General features: G+C 66.7%; 19 protein-coding genes. 8 read left to right on the top strand and 11 right to left on the bottom strand.

The features are described from left to right. Positions 1-344: 344 nt before the first annotated feature. Positions 345-854 (top strand): phasin family protein, encoded by a 510-nt coding sequence (locus tag QE494_RS13745; RefSeq protein WP_300044097.1) that lies wholly within the window; start codon positions 345-347, stop codon positions 852-854. 125 nt (positions 855-979) lie between these two features. Here the strand turns inward: QE494_RS13745 and QE494_RS13740 are convergent, their stop codons facing one another. Further along, entirely contained in the window at positions 980-1,951 is a 972-nt protein-coding gene (locus QE494_RS13740) for a TerC family protein (RefSeq protein WP_300044095.1), read from the bottom strand. 133 nt (positions 1,952-2,084) lie between these two features. On the opposite strand from QE494_RS13740, the gene QE494_RS13735 reads away from it, so the two are divergent. Continuing rightward, on the top strand, positions 2,085-3,017 hold the full coding sequence (locus tag QE494_RS13735; protein WP_300044094.1) for a LysR family transcriptional regulator: 933 nt from the start codon (positions 2,085-2,087) through the stop codon (positions 3,015-3,017). Between the two features lie 35 nt (positions 3,018-3,052). Here QE494_RS13735 and QE494_RS13730 read toward each other — a convergent pair whose 3' ends face one another. The 3 genes from QE494_RS13730 to glmS all read right to left on the bottom strand — a co-directional run bounded on the left by QE494_RS13730 (position 3,053) and on the right by glmS (position 6,543). Next, on the bottom strand, positions 3,053-3,874 hold the full coding sequence (locus QE494_RS13730; RefSeq protein ID WP_300044092.1) for a hypothetical protein: 822 nt from the start codon (positions 3,872-3,874) through the stop codon (positions 3,053-3,055). Between the two features lie 281 nt (positions 3,875-4,155). Continuing rightward, positions 4,156-4,557, bottom strand: coding sequence for a hypothetical protein (locus QE494_RS13725; RefSeq protein ID WP_300044090.1), 402 nt, complete (start codon positions 4,555-4,557; stop codon positions 4,156-4,158). Between the two features lie 117 nt (positions 4,558-4,674). Next, on the bottom strand, positions 4,675-6,543 hold the full coding sequence (gene glmS / locus QE494_RS13720; RefSeq protein ID WP_300044089.1) for a glutamine--fructose-6-phosphate transaminase (isomerizing): 1,869 nt from the start codon (positions 6,541-6,543) through the stop codon (positions 4,675-4,677). 124 nt (positions 6,544-6,667) lie between these two features. On the opposite strand from glmS, the gene QE494_RS13715 reads away from it, so the two are divergent. After that, complete coding sequence (locus QE494_RS13715) at positions 6,668-7,171, top strand: Lrp/AsnC family transcriptional regulator (RefSeq protein ID WP_300044087.1); 504 nt, start codon at positions 6,668-6,670, stop codon at positions 7,169-7,171. 139 nt (positions 7,172-7,310) lie between these two features. Here QE494_RS13715 and glmU read toward each other — a convergent pair whose 3' ends face one another. Both glmU and QE494_RS13705 read right to left on the bottom strand, forming a co-directional pair. Further along, the gene (gene glmU, locus QE494_RS13710; RefSeq protein ID WP_300044086.1) at positions 7,311-8,723 is read right to left on the bottom strand and encodes a bifunctional UDP-N-acetylglucosamine diphosphorylase/glucosamine-1-phosphate N-acetyltransferase GlmU; all 1,413 of its coding nucleotides are present in this window, start codon (positions 8,721-8,723) and stop codon (positions 7,311-7,313) included. A gap of 44 nt (positions 8,724-8,767) precedes the next feature. Next, the gene (locus QE494_RS13705) at positions 8,768-9,355 is read right to left on the bottom strand and encodes a 5-formyltetrahydrofolate cyclo-ligase (protein ID WP_300044085.1); all 588 of its coding nucleotides are present in this window, start codon (positions 9,353-9,355) and stop codon (positions 8,768-8,770) included. Between the two features lie 9 nt (positions 9,356-9,364). Between QE494_RS13705 and QE494_RS13700 the strand changes: the two genes are divergently transcribed. From QE494_RS13700 to QE494_RS13690, 3 genes are all read left to right on the top strand, one after another. Continuing rightward, positions 9,365-11,407 carry a lytic transglycosylase domain-containing protein gene (locus QE494_RS13700; RefSeq protein ID WP_300044084.1) on the top strand — a complete coding sequence of 681 codons (2,043 nt, stop codon included), beginning with the start codon at positions 9,365-9,367 and terminating at the stop codon, positions 11,405-11,407. A 30-nt stretch (positions 11,408-11,437) separates the two neighbouring features. Further along, on the top strand, positions 11,438-12,124 hold the full coding sequence (locus QE494_RS13695; protein ID WP_300044083.1) for a glutathione S-transferase family protein: 687 nt from the start codon (positions 11,438-11,440) through the stop codon (positions 12,122-12,124). Positions 12,125-12,186: 62 nt separating this feature from the next. Further along, a complete protein-coding gene (locus QE494_RS13690) occupies positions 12,187-13,410 on the top strand; it encodes a multifunctional CCA addition/repair protein (RefSeq protein WP_300044082.1) in 1,224 nt (407 codons plus the stop codon). 69 nt (positions 13,411-13,479) lie between these two features. Here the strand turns inward: QE494_RS13690 and QE494_RS13685 are convergent, their stop codons facing one another. From QE494_RS13685 to QE494_RS13670, 4 genes are all read right to left on the bottom strand, one after another. Continuing rightward, positions 13,480-13,815 carry a DNA-binding transcriptional regulator gene (locus tag QE494_RS13685; protein WP_300044081.1) on the bottom strand — a complete coding sequence of 112 codons (336 nt, stop codon included), beginning with the start codon at positions 13,813-13,815 and terminating at the stop codon, positions 13,480-13,482. Beyond that, positions 13,790-14,071, bottom strand: a complete 282-nt coding sequence (locus QE494_RS13680; RefSeq protein ID WP_300044080.1) for a BrnT family toxin — start codon at positions 14,069-14,071, stop codon at positions 13,790-13,792. Before QE494_RS13680 ends, QE494_RS13685 begins: the two co-directional genes overlap by 26 nt. A gap of 132 nt (positions 14,072-14,203) precedes the next feature. Continuing rightward, positions 14,204-14,398: a DUF2905 domain-containing protein gene (locus tag QE494_RS13675; protein WP_300044079.1), complete on the bottom strand. Its 195-nt coding sequence runs from the start codon at positions 14,396-14,398 to the stop codon at positions 14,204-14,206. A gap of 18 nt (positions 14,399-14,416) precedes the next feature. Then, entirely contained in the window at positions 14,417-15,565 is a 1,149-nt protein-coding gene (locus QE494_RS13670; RefSeq protein ID WP_300044150.1) for a class I SAM-dependent methyltransferase, read from the bottom strand. A gap of 149 nt (positions 15,566-15,714) precedes the next feature. Here QE494_RS13670 and QE494_RS13665 point away from each other — a divergent pair, with 149 nt between their 5' ends. After that, positions 15,715-16,506: an SDR family oxidoreductase gene (locus QE494_RS13665; RefSeq protein WP_300044078.1), complete on the top strand. Its 792-nt coding sequence runs from the start codon at positions 15,715-15,717 to the stop codon at positions 16,504-16,506. A gap of 19 nt (positions 16,507-16,525) precedes the next feature. Continuing rightward, positions 16,526-16,894: a dihydroneopterin aldolase gene (locus QE494_RS13660; protein ID WP_300044077.1), complete on the top strand. Its 369-nt coding sequence runs from the start codon at positions 16,526-16,528 to the stop codon at positions 16,892-16,894. Positions 16,895-16,914: 20 nt separating this feature from the next. Here QE494_RS13660 and QE494_RS13655 read toward each other — a convergent pair. Beyond that, the coding region (locus tag QE494_RS13655) for a cation transporting ATPase C-terminal domain-containing protein (RefSeq protein WP_336619442.1) at positions 16,915-17,333 on the bottom strand (419 nt) is incomplete at its 5' end.

Here is a 17,333-nt window from a genome sequence, read left to right as displayed (position 1 = left end):
GCCAAAAGACCAACAAATCTGCCGCGCTGCGTGCAGCGGCGTGCCTCAATTGAGGCACGCAGGCGCATGGCGCCAACTTGGGCTTTGGGGGGCACTCATGCCGCGTAGCGGCGTGACGTGACCACCACAAGGCTACCGCGCTGCGCGCGGCAGCGGGGCTGTAAGCCCCCGAGCGCAGCGAGCTTGTCAACGACAGGCCGCTTGAATTGAGACCCCTGACCAATCACGGCTCGGCCGATTTGCCTACAAGCATCTCGCCAATCCACTGACGGCCAGGTTCCTGTGCGCAGCCGGATCATTTTCGGAGCCAAGGCCCAGCAGGGGCACATCACAGGAGAAATCTCATGGCAAGCAAGGGCACCGCATCTCACAACTCATCCCACAGCGGGTCGCACAGCGCAGCGCACACCGAACCGCACGAAACCGACCTGGCGGCAGGCAGCAGCGGCATGGCTGACCTCACCCGCCAGCAATTGGCCAACACCGCCTCCACCACCGGGGCGTTGCTGCGGGCAATGGATAGCTTTCAGCAGACGCAGCAACACATGATTCAACGTGCGGCCCTCTTGCAGGAGCGGACGGCAGATCGCTTGCGCAGCGCCACCAGCCCTATAGAGCTGGTGGCCATTCAGTCGACCGTGGTGCTGTCGAGCCTGAGCGAGTGGGCGCAATACTCCCAAGAACTCATGCTGGCCTCACTCAAAGCACAGAGTGAATTCATGCGGCCGGCCGGACTGCAGCAGCAATCCGCTGCACAGGCCGCCAACGCCGCCGGCCCGCTGTTCCAAGCGTGGCAGTCGGTGTTCTCCGCGCCCATGAGCGGAACCATGGCGGGTATGGCCCGGCACCACTGACCCCAGGGCCATGCTGTCGGTGCGAACTGCAAGCAAGCAAAAAAAAGCCCGGCGCTAGGCCGGGCAAAGGGCAGTCCCCGAGAAAAAAGGGAGGGTGGCCGCGCCTCAGAGCGCGGCCACTCTTGTTATGAGGAGGATTTCGGCGAGTGGCCCCCTCCGGCTGTACGCACACTCAAGATCATGGTCACGGCGAGGATGGCCACCACCGCGACCAGCGACACCACCGCCGGGATCTTGAACACGTCGACCAGGCACATCTTGGTACCGATGAAAACCAGGATGACTGCCAAGCCGTAATTGAGCAGGTGAAACTTGCCTGCCACCGCCGCCAGCAGGAAGTACATCGCCCGCAGGCCCAGGATGGCAAAGACGTTGCTGGTCAAGACGATGAACGGGTCGGAGGTGATCGCGAAGATCGCCGGAATTGAGTCGACCGCGAAGATCACGTCAGTCAAAGCGACCAGGCAGATCACCATGAACAGCGGTGTCGCGATGCGGCGGCCGTTTTCCATGGTGAAGAACTTCTCGCCGTCAAAGCCGGAACTCACCGGCATCACCTTGCGCAGCAAACGCAGCGCGGGATTGCCCTCCAGGTCGCTCTCCTTGCCTGCGGCCCACCACATCTTCAGGCCAGTGAGGATGAGGAATGCGCCAAAGACATAGAGCACCCAGTGGAAGTTGGCCAGCAGCCACCCCCCCACGAGGATCATCACCGTGCGCAGCACGATCGCGCCGACGATACCGATCATCAGCACCCGCTTCTGGAACGCTGGCGGCACCGCGAAGTAGGTGAAGATCATCAGGAAGACAAAGATGTTGTCGACGGCCAGCGACTTTTCGATCAGGTAGCCAGTGAGGAACTCCAGCGATTTCTCGTTGGCCACCTGGGTGGAGCCCGTCGTGTCCCGGACCGCCCACCAGAACAGGGCATTGAAGACCAGGCTCAGGGCGATCCAGACGATCGACCAATTCAGGGCCTCGCGGGCTCCGATCTCGTGGGCGCCCTGCTTTTTGAGGACGACAAAGTCAACGAACAGGGATACGAGGACGATGGCCACGAAGGTGGCCCACAGCCAAAGGGGAGCAATGGTTTCCATGCCGTTTTCTTTTTGAGCAACAGCGCGCAAGGCGCCAGGAGATGGACGCACCTTAAGGGAGCAAATCCATCTAAAAAATCAGTGTTTTGGTGAAGGTTCTTCCTGAAATTCAGAAACTTCGCCAATATCGGGCATGGCTCTCACCTTTAGCTATCGGCACCTTTACTACTTCTGGGTCGTCGCCAAGGCAGGCGGCATGTCGCGGGCGGCCGAGCAGTTGGGCATGGCCGTCCAGACCATCAGCACCCAGGTGCGCGAGCTCGAGCAGTCGCTTGGCTGCGCCCTGCTCAAACCGGCCGGCCGCGGGGTGGCGTTGACCGAGGCCGGCGTGGCGGCCATGCATCAGGCGGAGCAGATCTTCGCCCTGGGGGAGTCGCTGCCGGACACGGTGCGAGCCGCGGCCGACTCGGCCGGGGTGCGGCTGGCCGTGGGCATTCCGGACGGACTGACCAAGCTCGCCGTGTATCGCCTGCTGGCGCCCATCCTGGACGAGCCGGGCCTGCGGCTTCTGTGCCATGACGGCGAGCTCGAGGACATCCTGGGTGAGTTGGCCCTGCACAAGCTGGACCTGGTGATCTCCGACCGGCCGCCCCCGCCCAACCCGAGCCTGCGGCTCTACGGGCACCCCTTGGGCACCTCACCCATCGCCTGGTATGCGGCACCCGCCCTGGCAGACCGGCTCCCCGCCGGTCGCGGCGCTCAGGGTCGCGAGCGCCGCGCCGAGGCCTTGCGCGCGGCGCTTGCGAACGGCGAGTTGCCCCTGCTACTGCCCACAGGTCACGGCGCGCTGCGCGCCCGGCTGGACCATTGGTTCGAGCGTCAGGGCCTGCGACCCCGGGTGGCCGGGGAGTTCGAGGACAGCGCCTTGCTCAAAACCTTCGGCGCCGCCGGCATGGGCCTGTTCCCGGCGGCCACGCTGGTCGAGGAGGACTTGATCCAGCGCTACGGGGTGCAGCGTGTGGGTGACTGCGAGGGCGTGGAGGAGCAGTTCTTCGCCATCACCCCGCAAAAGAAAATCGGCCACCCGCTGGTGAGGCGGGTGACCGGATGGGCGGCCAAGGCCTGAGGGCTACCGCGCTGGCAGCCCGGGTCTGCGGCTGATTAGCGGGCCGGCTCGGCCGGGGCAGCGGCCGACGCTGCCGACTCGGTCGCAGAGGCAGGGGCTGCCGCAGGCGCAGGCTCTGCCACGGGGGCTGAAGCGGGAGCTGGAGCTGCCACGGGCGCGGCGACAGGTGCGGCGGCCGGCGCCGGAGCCTTGTCACTACCACCAAACAGCGAGCCGAAGAACTTCTTGATCGCGTCGATCAGGTCGAGCAAGAACGAGTACCAGGGACGCTCGGCCTTGAACACCACATGGAAGGACTGCTTTTCTTTGTAGGCCGAGGCCAGGGGCACAGACCAGGTCACGGTCTTGCCGTCACTGGCTACCTGGCCGTTGGTCTCCAGCACCTTGGGGACGGTAACCGACCAGCTCAGGGTGCGGCCGGCCAGCATGGCTTGCATCATGCCCTCCATCATCGGGTTGGCGCCGCCTTTGTCCTTCATGTCAAAGCTGCTGTCGATACGCCAGGCCCCTTCAGAGGCACGCGAGACATTCACCAACGCGGTTTCCTTGTTGCCGGCGGTGAAGGTGGCGAATTTCTCGATCGGCCCCTTGGCAGTCAGCTTGCACACCACGTTGCCGTCGACAGCCGACTCACTCACCTGGACCTTCATGGACTCGCCACTGGCCTCATCAAAGCCCGCGCAGAACCCGTCTTTCTTGTTGGCCAAGGCGGCCAGCTTGGCGTCAATGCGAAGCTCAGCGGTGTAGCTCAGCTCGCCTTTGTCGACCGCGATTTTCTGGGCCACATCCAGGCACCCGGACAGAGACACTGCAGCAAGAAGCGCTGCCGAAAGGCGGAGGATGGTTTTCAGGGTCATTGCGAATTCGCTTTTTGTTGTCAATTTGGCCAATTTAGCACGGGTGTGTGAAGCGGCGTCGGGGTTGGCGGCGGCAGCACAAGGCGCAAAGTTCGGAGCTAAGGGTCTGGTGCTTGGCGGCGTCTATGGAGGAAGCCTGCGACTGGGACCCGCCCCACTCACTACCCCGTGGCAGGCTGAACCTGATTTAAGCTTTTCTCAGCGCCTTTTCGCGATTTCTCGCGTAGCTCAAGGGCGAGGGACCTATTGGTCCTTCCGGGCGGATACACCGCTATCGCAAGCTATTGCCTTGGCTCGGTCCACCCATCCAGTTTTTCTCTGACGAATCTGATATCGCCACGGTTTGAGTAAGACCAGTCGGTGAATGGGCCTGAGGCACTAACTGTTTGCGGCTCGCCAAGCAGTGACCGAACCTCCGCATGACTCATACCCTTTTTCAGTGAGCGCCAGTTGGCGAGCTGCCTCCACCCCTCACTTGAGGCCAATGGCTTTGGCGAAGCAACTCCACTGACAGGCGGTCTTTCAAGACTACTCAATCGTTGCTTGAGTTGTTGAACTTCAATTTCCAGTTGAGTGATGCGGTCACTCTCGCTGGCAAACGAATGGGTCGCCAATCCCGAGATGAGAAGAGCCGCCACACACACATGGCGAATGGATTTGCTCAAAGTGTCTTTGATGCACATTTCGGACTCCAAAGCTGATTGCGAATAGCGATCCTGATCATCGTGCAAAGTATCGCGCCGATGCCAAGCATTTGTCACTATGCAAGGCATTTACGGATGTGAGCGACATCTGAGAAATCACTCCACCGTCACACTCTTCGCCAAATTCCTCGGCTTATCCACATCCGTCCCCCGCGCAATGGCGGTGTGGTACGCCAAGAGCTGCAGAGGCACCACGTGCAGCAGGGGCGAGAGCGGGCCGTAGTGCTCGGGCATGCGGATCACGTGCAGGCCGTCGCCGCTGTCGATGCGGGTGTCGGCATCGGCCAGCACGTACAGCACGCCGCCGAGCGCGCGCACTTCCTGCATATTGCTTTTGAGCTTTTCCAAGAGGGCATCGTTGGGTGCCACGGTGACCACCGGCATTTCGCCCGTGACCAAGGCCAGGGGCCCGTGCTTCAACTCGCCGGCGGCATAGGCCTCGGCGTGTATGTAGGTGATCTCCTTGAGCTTGAGCGCGCCCTCTTGGGCGATGGGGTAGTGCAGGCCCCGGCCCAGAAAGAGAGCATGCTCTTTGCGGGCGAAGTCTTCCGCCCAGGCGATGACCTGGGGCTCGAGCGCCAACACCGCCGACAGTGCCGCGGGCAGGTGACGCATGGCCTTGAGGTGGGCCGCTTCTTCCTGCGCACTCAATCGCCCTTTGGCCTGCGCCAGGGCGAGGGTGAGCAAGAAGAGCCCCGCGAGTTGGGTGGTGAAGGCCTTGGTGGAGGCCACGCCCACTTCGACCCCGGCGCGTGTCACATACGCCAGCTTGCACTCCCGCACCATGGCCGAGGTGGCCACATTGCATATGGTGAGGGTGTGGCGCATGCCCAAGGACTGCGCGTGGCGCAATGCGGCCAGGGTGTCGGCGGTTTCGCCCGATTGGGTGATGGTGACCACCAGCGTGTTGGGGTTGGGCACCGATTCGCGGTAGCGGTACTCACTGGCGATTTCGACCTGGGTGGGCACTTTGGCAATCGACTCCAGCCAGTACTTGGCGGTGCAGCCGCTGTAGTAGCTGGTGCCGCAGGCGAGGATCAGCACCGAGTCAATCTGCGCGAAGGTGCGGTGCGCGCCCTCGCCCGGCGCAGGCTGGCCTGCGCCCTCGAACAGCTCGGGCACCACCGCCTCCAGGCCTTCGAGCGTGTCGGCAATGGCGCGGGGCTGCTCGAAGATTTCTTTTTGCATGTAGTGGCGATAGGGCCCCAGGTCGGCGGCGCCGCTGTGGGCCTGCACCGTGCGCACCGGCCGCTCGGCGGGACGGCCGTCCTTGCCGACGATCCAGTAGCGACCGAGTTGCAGGTCGACCAGGTCGCCCTCTTCCAGGTAGACGATCTGGTCGGTAACGCCGGCCAGGGCCATGGCGTCACTGGCAAGAAAAAGCTCCTGCGGGGCCACGCCCAGCACCAGGGGCGAGCCGGCGCGCGCGCCGATCACCCGGTGCGGCTCGTCTTTGCAGATCACCGCGATGGCATAGGCGCCATGCAGCCGGCGCACCGCCGCCTTGACCGCCTCGAACAGGTCACCCTCGTAGAGGCTGTCGACCAGATGGCAGATCACCTCGGTGTCGGTCTGGCTGGCGAAGAGGTAGCCGCGCGACTGCAACTCGGCGCGCAACTCCTCATGGTTTTCGATGATGCCGTTGTGAACCAGGCCAATGCGCCCGGCGCGGTCCGCCGGCGTGGCGCCCGGGCCGTGGCTGAAGTGTGGGTGGGCGTTGTGCACCGCCGGCGCGCCGTGGGTGGCCCAGCGGGTGTGGGCGATGCCGGTGCTGCCGACCAGGTGCTCGGTGCTGACCTGCTGCATCAACTCGGCCACCCGCTCGGTGCTGCGGGCGCGCCGCAGGCCGTCGGCATGCACCGCGACGCCACAGGAGTCATAACCGCGGTATTCCAGGCGCTGCAGGCCCTGGACCAGAAGGGGGACGATATCGCGGTGAGAAACCGCAGCGACGATGCCGCACATGGGAGAAGCTCCGGAATAAGTTGGGGGGACTGTAGGCCCTGCAGGGCGGAATTAAAGGCCGAAAATCGATCTAAATCATTTTTATATTTCTCATCTACCAATTTGAGAAATAAAATTTCTTCAAATGGAAAAAACTGACGCGTTTGACCTGGATGCCACGGACCTCGCCCTGCTAGACCTGCTGCAGCAGGACGCCTCGCGGAGCAACCTCGAGCTGGCCGGGCTGGCGCATGTCTCCCCGCCCACCTGCCTGCGCCGGGTCAAGCGGCTGCAGACGGCGGGCCTGATCGAGCGGCAGGTGGCCATCCTATCGCCCGACCGCCTGGCGCCGGTGCTGGGGCATGGGCTGGAGGCCATCGTGGAGGTGACGCTAGACCGCCAGGGCGCCGAGCACCTGGAGGCCTTCGAGCGTCGGGTGGTGGCTGACGAGGCGGTGCAACAGTGCTACCGGGTCTCGCCCGGGCCAGATTTCATCTTGCATGTGCGCGCCGCCGACATGCCAGCCTACCTGGCGCTGCAACAGCGCCTGTTCACCGCCGACGCGAACGTGCGCAATGTGAAGGCTTTTTTCAGCGTGAAGCGGGCCAAGTTCGCGCCGCGCTTGCCGCTGGAGGCGGGGCGGCGCTGAAAGGCCCTGAGCGAAAGGACCCAGGGCCTACCCAGAGCCTGTGCGGGGCACGGGGCCCCGGTGGGAAATACAGGGGGCCTGCGTGAGGAACAAGCCTGGAACAAGCCTGGAACAAGCCGGCAATACCGCCCGGGCCAGCTCAGGGCTTTTTCTTCACCGGCCGCTGCCAGTTGGGAATGTGCACCTGCTTGCCCCGGGCTACCGCCAGCGAGCCTGGTGGCGTGTCCTTGGTGATAGTGGAGCCGCCGCCCACGGTGGTGCCCGCGCCCAGGGTGACGGGCGCGACCAGCACGCAGTTGCTGCCCACGTGCACGTCGGCCTCGATCACGGTGCGGTGCTTGTTGGCGCCGTCGTAGTTGGCGGTGATCGAACCGGCGCCGTAGTTCACCCGCGCGCCCACGGTGGCGTCGCCCAAGTAAGCGAGGTGGTTGGCCTTGGCGCCCTCGTCCAGAGTGGAGTTTTTCACCTCGACAAAGTTGCCAATGTGCACCTCGTCGCCCAGCACCGCGCCAGGGCGCAGCCGGGCAAAGGGGCCGACAAGCGCGCGAGCGCCCACCTGCACCCCCGCGGTCTCGGCAAACTTTTCGCCATCAATATGGGTGAAGGGGTGAATAACCGCGCCAGCGCCGATGCGGGCATGGGCGATGACGCAGTTCGCGCCGATGCGTGCGCCCTCGCCAATTTCAACCCGGCCCTGGAAGACGCAGTTCACATCAATCTCGACGTCGGCGCCGCAAACCAGCTCGCCGCGCACATCGAAGCGCGCCGGGTCGGCCAGGCGAACGCCCTGCTCCATCAGCGCCTGGGCGCGGCGCAACTGGTAGACGCGCTCCAGCGTGGCGAGCTGCACCGGGCTGTTGACGCCGTCGACCTGGGGCTGGTCCTGCGTCATGAGCGCGCAGGCGGCTACGCCATCGCCTACAGCCAGACCCACCACGTCGGTCAGGTAGTACTCGCCCTGGGCGTTGTGATTGGTCAGGCGCGAGAGCCAGCTGCGCATCAGGCGGTTGGGCGCGGCCATGAAGCCGGTGTAGACCTCGGTGATGCGGCGCTGCTCTTCGCTCGCGTCCTTCTGCTCCACGATGCCGCGCACCGCGCCATCGGCCTCGCGCAGGATACGGCCGTAGCCGGTGGGGTCGGCCATGTCGCAGGTGAGCAGGGCCAGGCGCTCGCCGGCGCAGGCCTGCACCAGGGCCTGCAGGGTGGCCGTCTCGATCAGGGGCACGTCGCCATTGAGCACGAGGCAAATGCCGTCGTCTGGCAGCAGGGGCAGGGCCTGTTGCACCGCGTGGCCGGTCCCCAGCTGGGGTTGCTGCAGCACCGTCTCGCAGGCCAGGCCGAGGGCGCTGGCAAAGCCGCGGGCTGCGCCGCCCACCTGCTCGGCGCCGTGGCCGGTGACCACCACCAGGCGGCGCGGGGCCAGGCCGGCAGCAGCGGCCACCACATGGTCCAGGAGGGCGCGGCCGCCCAGACGGTGCAGTACCTTCGGGACTGCACTTTTCATGCGCGTGCCCTTGCCCGCCGCCATCACCACCACGTCCACTGCCGCCATCGAATGTCCTTGTGAATGTCTTTGCACTTGCATGCTTGGATCCGTCAGCCCACCGGCCACACCACGCCGTTGTCATTGAGGATGGCGTCCAGCGGCACGTCGTGCGGCTCGGGCTCGAAGTCGGGCAGAAAGCCGTTGGTGAAGCCCAGTCCCACAGTGAGGGGCTTGGGCTGCAGGCTGGCCAGGGTGCGGTCGTAAAAGCCCCCGCCGTAGCCCAGGCGATAGCCGCCGGGGCTGTAACCGACGCAGGGCACAAAGAGCAGGGTGGGCACGATGACCTCGGTGTCTTTCGGCTTGGGAATGCCGTAAGCGTCTTCTTCCATCGGGCAGCCGGGGTAGCAGGCGTGGAAGGTGAGGGTCTTGTGCACCTTGTCGACCACCGGCAGGCCGATGCGCCGGCGCAGGGGCTGGTCGAGCAGCTCGCCGTCCTCTTTCCAGCGGTGCAAGGCCGGCAGGGGGTCGAACTCGCCCTTGATCGGCCAGTAGGCCCCAATGGCCTGGTCTGTCCGGCCCACCAGCCAGATGCGCATCACGCGTTGCAGCAGGTCCGAGCGGATGAGGCGGTCCGGCAGGTTCAGCCGGGCCTCCAGCAATTGCTGGCGAACGGCCTTTTTGGCATCCGACTTGTCCATAATTCCCCGATGTTGTTCCGAAAGATTTTGACAGGGTTCCTCCTACCGCTGGCTGCGCTTGTGTCGGGGCCTGTGCAGGGGCAGTCCGGGCAGTCGCCCGACCCGCGCGGTGATGCGGTTGCGCTGGAAATGGGGCAGGTCTTCCGCCAGGGACAGGGCGCCGCCCAGCGCCAGCGGCTGACCCAGCTGCTGCCGCAGCTGCGGGGACACCTGCTCGAGCCCTGGGGCGCCTACTGGGAGCTGCGGGCGCGGCTCGATGTGGCCAGTGCCCAGGAGTTGCAGGAGTTCTTCACGCGCTGGGCTGGCACCTACCAGGAAGACCGCCTGCGCAACGACTGGCTTCTGCTGCTGGGCCAACGCCGCGACTGGACCACCTTCTCCGCCGAGATCGGCCGTTTCCGCATGAACGACGACCCGCAGGTGCGCTGCTACGCGCTGCTGGTACGTCTGCTGCGCGAGGGCCCCAGCGAGGCCATCACCGAGGAGGTGAGGCGCCTGTGGTTTGCGCAGCGCGACGCCGAAGACGCCTGCACCACCGCAGCACGCGACCTGCTCATTGAGGGGCCCGGCCGGGGCGCCAGCAAGGTCGCGGGCTTGAGTGCTGATGACGTCTGGCGCAAGGCCCGCCTGGCCGCCGAGTACAACAAGTTGCGCATGGCCCAGGATGCGGTGACCCTGGTGGCGCCGGCAGCAGTAGCCCAGGTACAAACGGCCATGGCCCAGCCCGCGCGCTACCTGGACGGCCGTGTCATTGCCGGCTCCAAGGTGCGCAAAGAGCTGGTGGTGCTGGCACTGGCCCGCCTGGCCGCCACCGATCCGCAGGAGGCCGCCAGCCGTCTCGAGCGCAAGTGGTCGCTGCACCTTTCGAAGGGGGAGCTGGCCTGGGCTTGGGGCGCCATCGCCCGCCAAGCCGCCCAGCGCCTGTCGCCCGATGCGCTGGGCTACTACGCCCGCGCGGGCCAAGGCGCTGAACTCACCGACGACATGCTGGCCTGGAAGGCGCGGGCCGCCCTGCGGGCCGCCGGCGGTCCGCAATGGCGCCTGGTGCTGGAAGCGATTGCCGAGATGGCACCCGCCATGCTGCAAGACAGCGCCTGGGTCTACTGGCGCGCCCGCGCGCTGCTGGCAACAGACACCGAGGCCGACAAGGCCGAGGGCAGCCGCCTGCTCGCAAACCTGGCCTCGCCGCGCGGCTTCTACGAGCAGCTGGCGCTCGAGGGTCAGGGCCAGCGCATCACTCTGCCTGCACGCCCCGCCCCGCTCACCCCCGCCGAGCGGGAGGCCGCCCAGCGAGACCCGGGCCTGCAGCGCGCGCTACACGCCATCGTCATTGGCCTGCGCAGTGAAGGTGTGCGGGAGTGGAACTACACCACCAACCTGGCCCGGCCCGGCGGCCTGCCCGAGCGCGAGCTGCTGGCTGCGGCCCAGCTTGCCTGCGAGCGCGAGGTCTGGGACCGCTGCATCAACACCAGCGAGCGCACCCGCACCGAGTTTGACGTGGAGCAGCGCTACCCCACGCCCCTGCGCGACTCTGTGGTGCGGCGTGCCCGCGAGATCAACCTGGACCCGGCCTTTGTCTACGGCCTCATCCGGCAGGAGAGCCGCTTCGTGATGGACGCACGCTCCCATGTCGGCGCATCGGGGCTGATGCAGGTCATGCCCGCCACGGCACGCTGGACGGCGCGCAAGATCGGTCTCACCGGCTTCACCCCGGACCAGATCAACGACCGCGAGACCAACATCGCCATCGGCACCGGCTACCTCAAGCTGGTGCTCGACGACTTTGACGGCTCAATGTCACTGGCCGCCGCGGCCTACAACGCGGGCCCCAGCCGGGCGCGCAACTGGCGCAACGGCCCGGTGCTCGAGGCCGCCATCTGGGCCGAGAACGTGCCCTTCAGCGAGACCCGCGACTACGTGAAGAAAGTGCTGGCCAACGCCACGGTTTACGCCGCCGTCCTGTCCGGCCAGCCGCAGTCGCTGCGCGCTCGCCTGGGACAGGTCGGACCGCGCGACGCGAACAAGCCCGAGCCCAGTCCAGACCTGCCCTGACCCGCCCGCCTGACCTTCGAGAGACAGCCCATGTTGAAGCTCTATATCGGCAACAAAAACTATTCCTCCTGGTCCATGCGCCCCTGGGTGCTGATGCAGCAAGCCGGCATTCCCTTCGAGGAGGTGAAGGTTCGGTTCGATGGCTTCGATCCCGCCTCCGACTTCAAGACCACGATGGACCGGGTGAGCCCGGTGGGCAAGGTGCCGGTGCTGGTGGACGGCAATCTGGCGGTGTGGGACTCGCTGGCGATCGCGGAATACGCTGCTGAGCGCTTCCCCGACAAGGCACTTTGGCCTGCCGACCGGGCCCAGCGCGCCCGGGCCCGTAGCCTGTGCGCCGAGATGCACGCGGGCTTTGGCCAGCTGCGAAGCCTGTGCCCGATGAACATCGAGGCCCATTTGCCCGAGGTGGGCGCGCGCCTGTGGGCCGAGCACGAGGGCCTGCGCCAGGACGTGGCGCGTCTGGTCCAGATGTGGCGCGATGCGCTCGAGCGCCAGCCCGAGAGCAGCCTGCTGTTTGGCGACTTTTCGGTGGCCGACGCCTTCTACGCCCCGGTCTGCATGCGCCTGCTCACCTACGCCTTGCCCCTGCCTGCCGACATCGCCGCCTATGTCGCGCGTGTGCGCCAGTTGCCGGGGGTGTGCGCCTGGGTCGACGACGCGCTGACCGAGTGCGACTTCCGGGACTTCGAGGAGCCGTACCGGAAGGCTCGCTGAAGGCAATCTCGCCCGCGGTCCGCAGGAGGCAGGAGGCATGCGGGCCCCGATACACTGCCCGCATGCAAGTCTTCGAGGTCGGCGGTGCGGTGCGGGATGCCCTGCTGGGGCTGCCGGTGCACGACCGTGACTGGGTGGTGGTCGGAGCCTCCCCGCAGGCGCTAGTTGACGCCGGCTACCTGCCGGTGGGACGCGACTTCCCGGTCTTTCTTCACCCGCAGACCCGCGAGGAATACGCGCTGGCGCGCACCGAACGCAAGACGGCGCCCGGCTACCACGGCTTCAGCGTCCATGCCGCACCCGAAGTGACGCTGGAGCAAGACCTGGCGCGGCGTGACCTCACCGTCAACGCCATTGCCCGCGGCGAGGACGGCCAGCTGGTCGACCCCTTCGGCGGCCAGCGTGACCTGCAGGCCCGGGTGCTGCGCCATGTGACCGAGGCCTTTCGTGAGGATCCGGTGCGCATCCTGCGGCTGGCGCGCTTTGCGGCGCGCTTTCCTGATTTCTCCGTCGCGCCCGAGACCCAGACGCTGATGCGGGCGATGGTGGCCGAAGGCGAGGTCGACGCCCTGGTGGCCGAGCGCGTATGGCAGGAACTCGCGCGTGGACTGATGGCGGCACGCCCCTCACGGATGCTCGAGGTGCTGCGCGATTGCGGCGCCCTGGCCCGTTTGCTGCCTGAAGTCGACCGCCTATGGGGCGTCCCCCAGCGCGCCGAGTATCACCCCGAGGTCGACACCGGCACGCATCTGCTGCTGGTGCTGGACATGGCGGCGCGGCTGCAAGCGCCTCTGGCGGTGCGCTTTGCCTGCCTGGTCCACGACCTGGGCAAGGGCACCACCCTGCCCGAGGAGTGGCCGCGCCACATCGGTCACGAAGGGCGCAGCGTGCGCCTGCTGCAGGGGCTGGCCCAACGCCTGCGTGTGCCGGTGGACTGCCGCGAGCTGGCCGAGGTGGTGGCGCGCGAACACGGCAACATCCACCGCAGCGGCGAGTTCGGTGCCGCGGCCCTCGTGCGCCTGCTCGAGCGCTGCGACGCCTTTCGCAAGCCGGCGCGCTTTGACGAAGTGCTGCTGGCCTGTGAGTGCGACGCACGGGGACGTGGCGGCCTCTCCGAGTCGGCCTATCCGCAACGCCCGCGATTGCTCGCGGCGCTGGCGGCGGCGCAGTCGGTAGACACCGCGCGGGTGTCGGCCGAGGCGCTGGCCCAGGGCGTCAAGGGCCAGGCGGTCGGCGAACGCATTCACGCGGCGCGGGTGGCGGCGGTGGAAGCGGCATGCGTTTAGGTCCGGGGCCCACCTCAGAAATACGGGTGTCGATACCGCCCAAGAGCCGCCAGGAATCAGCCGCTGAGCTCAGCGAAGCGCCGCAAGTGCGGCTTCCGGCGCCTTCTCCAAAACCTTGAGCAAAGCCTTTGCGGCGCCCGTTGGCGAGCGCTTGCCTTGTTCCCAGTTGCGTATCGTGTCGAGCGACACCTCGATTCGCTCTGCGAACTCGGCTTGACTAAATCCGAGGCGCTTGCGCACACGTCGAGCAAAACGGGCTGCATCCTGCATGGCCAAGGCTTCATCGGTCGCAGCGTGTCGCGCGATATCTGCCTCCGAGGTGGCATCGACCCGCGCCTTGTCAATGCGCCCCTTGGGCAATGTGGCGTGCTGGGCCGGATCAATCGTTACGCGTACGGTCTTCATACTGCTTTACCTCACGGTGGTTGGCCTTGCGCGCTGAGACGATCCGGATGGCTTCTTGCCTCGTCGTGTAGACCACGACAAACAAGCGCTCTTCAATCTGCCCCATCACCTGATAGCGGTCTTCGCCATAGTTGCGTCGTACGTCCTGATGCACGACTCGGTTGGGATCAAGAAAGGCCTGAAGGACAAACGCGAAGTCGAAGCCCCGCTCCAGGAAACAAACCTCGCTCTTGGCCGCGTCCCACTCGAAGTTCATCACCAAAGTGTAGTTCAATGAACCACCCCCGGCAATGAGTTGGCCACAAGGGCTGATCCAGGTGGACGGACGATCGGGTCACGACGACACGCCACTCAGGTTGGAGTTGGCGATCGCCAAGCAGGTGCCACCCTAAATGAAGTGCGCGATCACGCCCACCACGACGCTCATCAGCACCGTGCTGGTGATGGGAATGAACCATTCGCGTCCAAACAGGCGGAAGCGAAAGTCGCCCGGCAGTCGGCCGAACCCCAGCTTCTGCAGCAGGGGCGAAAGCCCGCTGATCAGGACGAGGGCAACAATGATGACGACGAACCAGCGAATCATGGAACCTGAACCGCTGCCTCAGAGCGAGGCGGTGCGGTCACCCTCCCTGAAACCCAATGCGTCCCAGAAGGGACCCTTGTGGAAACCGATCACTTTGAACAGTTCGCCCATTTCATGCTCGGCGAGCAGACGCTGGGCCGCCACCTGCTCGGCGACAGGGGCCTGCTGCATCCAGTCGCCCAATCCGCAATTGACCAGAAAGCGCGCCTGGCTGGTGTAGCCCAGCACGCCCAGCCCCGACGCCTGGCCGGCCAGGGCAATGCCGGTGAAATTAACGTGGGCGGTGATGTCCTTGCGGCCAGGTCGGTCCAGCGGATCGGGGTCGGCCAGGTGGCCCAGGTGGCACATGAGCGTGCCCATGTGCCGCTGCGGGTGAAAGTATTCGGACTCCGGGAAGCCATAGTCAGGGAAGAAGGCGGCGCCGCGCTCCAGCCGATCGGCCAGGGTGCGCACGAAGGCCTCGGCCTGGGGGTGAATTTCGGTGAGGTAGTCATAAGCACCCGGCACCTCGCAGGGTGGGCGCAGTTCCGTGGGGCGGTCCTCCCAGGCAAGCGCGCCGGCGCCGGCAACGGCTCCGACACTGGCACCGGCCGCCGTTCCCGCCGCTCCCGGGACCTGGGCCTGCGCAGGGCCCCCAAGCGCCGGTTCGCGCCAGACCACACCACGCTCGTGCCAACGCCCCTGATGGCGTGACAGCAGCTTGACCGGCATGGCATCGAGCACCTCGTTGCCCACCACCACACCCGCCAGGCGCTCGGGCAGTTCGTCGACCCAGCGCACCTTATCGCCCCAGGCGGCCAGGCGCTCGCGCTGGCGCGCGCGCAGGCTGCCCGAGAGATCGACCAAGGTGTAGCGCGTCACCCGATCGCCCAGGGCCTCCAACAATTGCGCCGCCAGGGCGCCGGTACCGGGGCCGAATTCCCAGACCTCGTCGCAGCCCGTGGCCTGCAGGGCGTCGCCCACCGCTGCCGCGAGGGCGCGGCCGAACAGGGGGGTCATTTCCGGCGCGGTGACAAAGTCACTGCCCGAAGCAGGCAGGTGGCCGAACTTGCGGCTGCCATGGGCGTAGTAGCCCAGGCCCGGCGCGTACAGGGCCAGGGCCATGTAGCGGTCGAAGGGCAGCCAGCCGCCGGCACGGGTGATGGCCTGGCGCATCAGGCTGGCCATCGCCGCCGCAGCGGCGCCGGCCGGGCCAGACTCACCGCCCCGGCCGCCTGGCCCCCCGGGGCCCCTGGGGCCGCTGGCACCCGGGCCGCTCGTTACACTGCGCGTCTTATTGCTCACGCCGGGATTGTCGCCCGGGAATGCCCCAGCCCATGAACGCCCCTCCCACCGTCCTCGTCACAGGCGCAGCGCGCCGCCTCGGCCGGGAAATGGCCCTGGCCCTGGCACAGGCCGGCTGGCAGGTGGCTGTGCACTACCGCGGCTCGCAGCCGGAGGCCCTGGCCACCGTGGCCGACTGCGCGGCCGCTGCGCGTGCCGCCGGCCACACGAGCACGGCCTTCGCCGCCTTCGCCGCCGACCTGGCCGATGAGGCCGCCACCCGCGCCCTGCTGCCCCAGGTGGTCGAGCGCCTGGGGCCGGTGCGGGCCATCGTCAACAGCGCCTCGCTGTTCGAGCACGACACGCCGGAGAACTTCGGCTACGCCGGGCTGCAACGCCACCTGGCGGCTAACACCGGCGCGCCGGTGCTGCTGGCGCAGGCCCTGCACGCACACCGCGCCGCTGTGGACGCCGAGGCCGCGGCCGACGCGGTGGTGGTCAACCTCCTGGACCAGAAGCTGTGGAACCTCAACCCGGACTTCTTCAGCTACACCCTGTCGAAGGCGGCGCTGCACGCAGCCACCACCATGCTGGCGCAGGCCCTGGCGCCGCGTCTGCGAGTCGTGGGCGTGGCCCCGGGCCTGACCCTCACCAGCCACATGCTCTCGCAAGAAAAATTCGAGACCCTGCACCGGCTCTCGCCCCTGGGGCGCTCGTCGACTGCACAAGACGTGGTGGCCACGGTCAAGTTTGCGCTGGACAACCGGTCGATCACCGGCACCACCTTGCTGGTCGACGGCGGCCAGCACCTGATGAAGTTCGAGCGCGACTTCTCGCTCATGTAAGCGCCGCGGCGATCCAGACATGACCAAGGCCGGGACCCAAACCCTCACCCTCACCGGGCTGTGCTTCGACGCCAACCTGGGCATCCTCGATCATGAGAAGGCCGCGCCGCAGCCGATCCGGGTTGACGCGGAACTCCATCAAGGCACCCAGCCCCTGCTGCCGCACGACGACGACATCCTGCATGTGCTCGACTACCGCAAGGTGCGCGCCATCATCATCGCCGAGTGCACTGCCGAACACGTGAACCTGCTTGAGACGCTGATCGGCAAGCTGGCCGCCCGGCTGATGCAGCTGCCGGGCGTGATCGGTGTTCGGGTGAAGATCGCCAAACTGGCCATCTTCGACGACTGCGAAGTCGCGATCCGTATGGAGACCGGGCAGTGGTGAGCGACGGGGCCGATTCAGCGTCACTCGGCCGCTGAGGCCGCCTGCTGGCCTGGCTCCATGCGCCGCCCCAGCGCCCACCCCGCCAGCACCGCCAGGCCCACACCGAGCAGGGTGAGCGCCAGGTGAGCGGCCGCAGGCGGCTCGAAGTGCAGCAATGCGCGCAGGCCAGGCCAGGCCAGCGCAGCGGCGATCAGGGCGGTGGCCACCGCAGCCACCGACCACAGCGCGATGAAGTCGCGGCTGAACAAGGCACGCGGCGGCAGACCGGCCCCGGCATCCAGGGCCACCAGCAGCAGGTTGCCGAAGGTGAGGCCGGCAAAGGCCAGGGCTCGGGCGGTGTCAGCCGGCAGCCCGGTGCCAAGCGCCAGCGTGTAGACAGCCATGCTGGCCACCAGCAGGCACGCGCCCTGCACCAGTGCGCGTGCCACCACCGCACGAT

Source organism: Ramlibacter sp. (genome assembly GCF_029866045.1).
Taxonomy (GTDB): domain Bacteria; phylum Pseudomonadota; class Gammaproteobacteria; order Burkholderiales; family Burkholderiaceae_C; genus Ramlibacter.
Note: the sequence above shows the minus strand (reverse complement) of the source record. Positions and strands in the feature narration are given on the sequence as shown.

Coding starts and splice junctions, on each gene's coding strand:
- QE494_RS13745 (WP_300044097.1), top strand. CDS start 345: ATGGCAAGCAAGGGCACCGCATCTCACAACTCATCCCACAGCGGGTCG.
- QE494_RS13740 (WP_300044095.1), bottom strand. CDS start 1,951: ATGGAAACCATTGCTCCCCTTTGGCTGTGGGCCACCTTCGTGGCCATC.
- QE494_RS13735 (WP_300044094.1), top strand. CDS start 2,085: ATGGCTCTCACCTTTAGCTATCGGCACCTTTACTACTTCTGGGTCGTC.
- QE494_RS13730 (WP_300044092.1), bottom strand. CDS start 3,874: ATGACCCTGAAAACCATCCTCCGCCTTTCGGCAGCGCTTCTTGCTGCA.
- QE494_RS13725 (WP_300044090.1), bottom strand. CDS start 4,557: ATGTGCATCAAAGACACTTTGAGCAAATCCATTCGCCATGTGTGTGTG.
- glmS (WP_300044089.1), bottom strand. CDS start 6,543: ATGTGCGGCATCGTCGCTGCGGTTTCTCACCGCGATATCGTCCCCCTT.
- QE494_RS13715 (WP_300044087.1), top strand. CDS start 6,668: ATGGAAAAAACTGACGCGTTTGACCTGGATGCCACGGACCTCGCCCTG.
- glmU (WP_300044086.1), bottom strand. CDS start 8,723: ATGGCGGCAGTGGACGTGGTGGTGATGGCGGCGGGCAAGGGCACGCGC.
- QE494_RS13705 (WP_300044085.1), bottom strand. CDS start 9,355: ATGGACAAGTCGGATGCCAAAAAGGCCGTTCGCCAGCAATTGCTGGAG.
- QE494_RS13700 (WP_300044084.1), top strand. CDS start 9,365: ATGTTGTTCCGAAAGATTTTGACAGGGTTCCTCCTACCGCTGGCTGCG.
- QE494_RS13695 (WP_300044083.1), top strand. CDS start 11,438: ATGTTGAAGCTCTATATCGGCAACAAAAACTATTCCTCCTGGTCCATG.
- QE494_RS13690 (WP_300044082.1), top strand. CDS start 12,187: ATGCAAGTCTTCGAGGTCGGCGGTGCGGTGCGGGATGCCCTGCTGGGG.
- QE494_RS13685 (WP_300044081.1), bottom strand. CDS start 13,815: ATGAAGACCGTACGCGTAACGATTGATCCGGCCCAGCACGCCACATTG.
- QE494_RS13680 (WP_300044080.1), bottom strand. CDS start 14,071: ATGAACTTCGAGTGGGACGCGGCCAAGAGCGAGGTTTGTTTCCTGGAG.
- QE494_RS13675 (WP_300044079.1), bottom strand. CDS start 14,398: ATGATTCGCTGGTTCGTCGTCATCATTGTTGCCCTCGTCCTGATCAGC.
- QE494_RS13670 (WP_300044150.1), bottom strand. CDS start 15,565: ATGGCCAGCCTGATGCGCCAGGCCATCACCCGTGCCGGCGGCTGGCTG.
- QE494_RS13665 (WP_300044078.1), top strand. CDS start 15,715: ATGAACGCCCCTCCCACCGTCCTCGTCACAGGCGCAGCGCGCCGCCTC.
- QE494_RS13660 (WP_300044077.1), top strand. CDS start 16,526: ATGACCAAGGCCGGGACCCAAACCCTCACCCTCACCGGGCTGTGCTTC.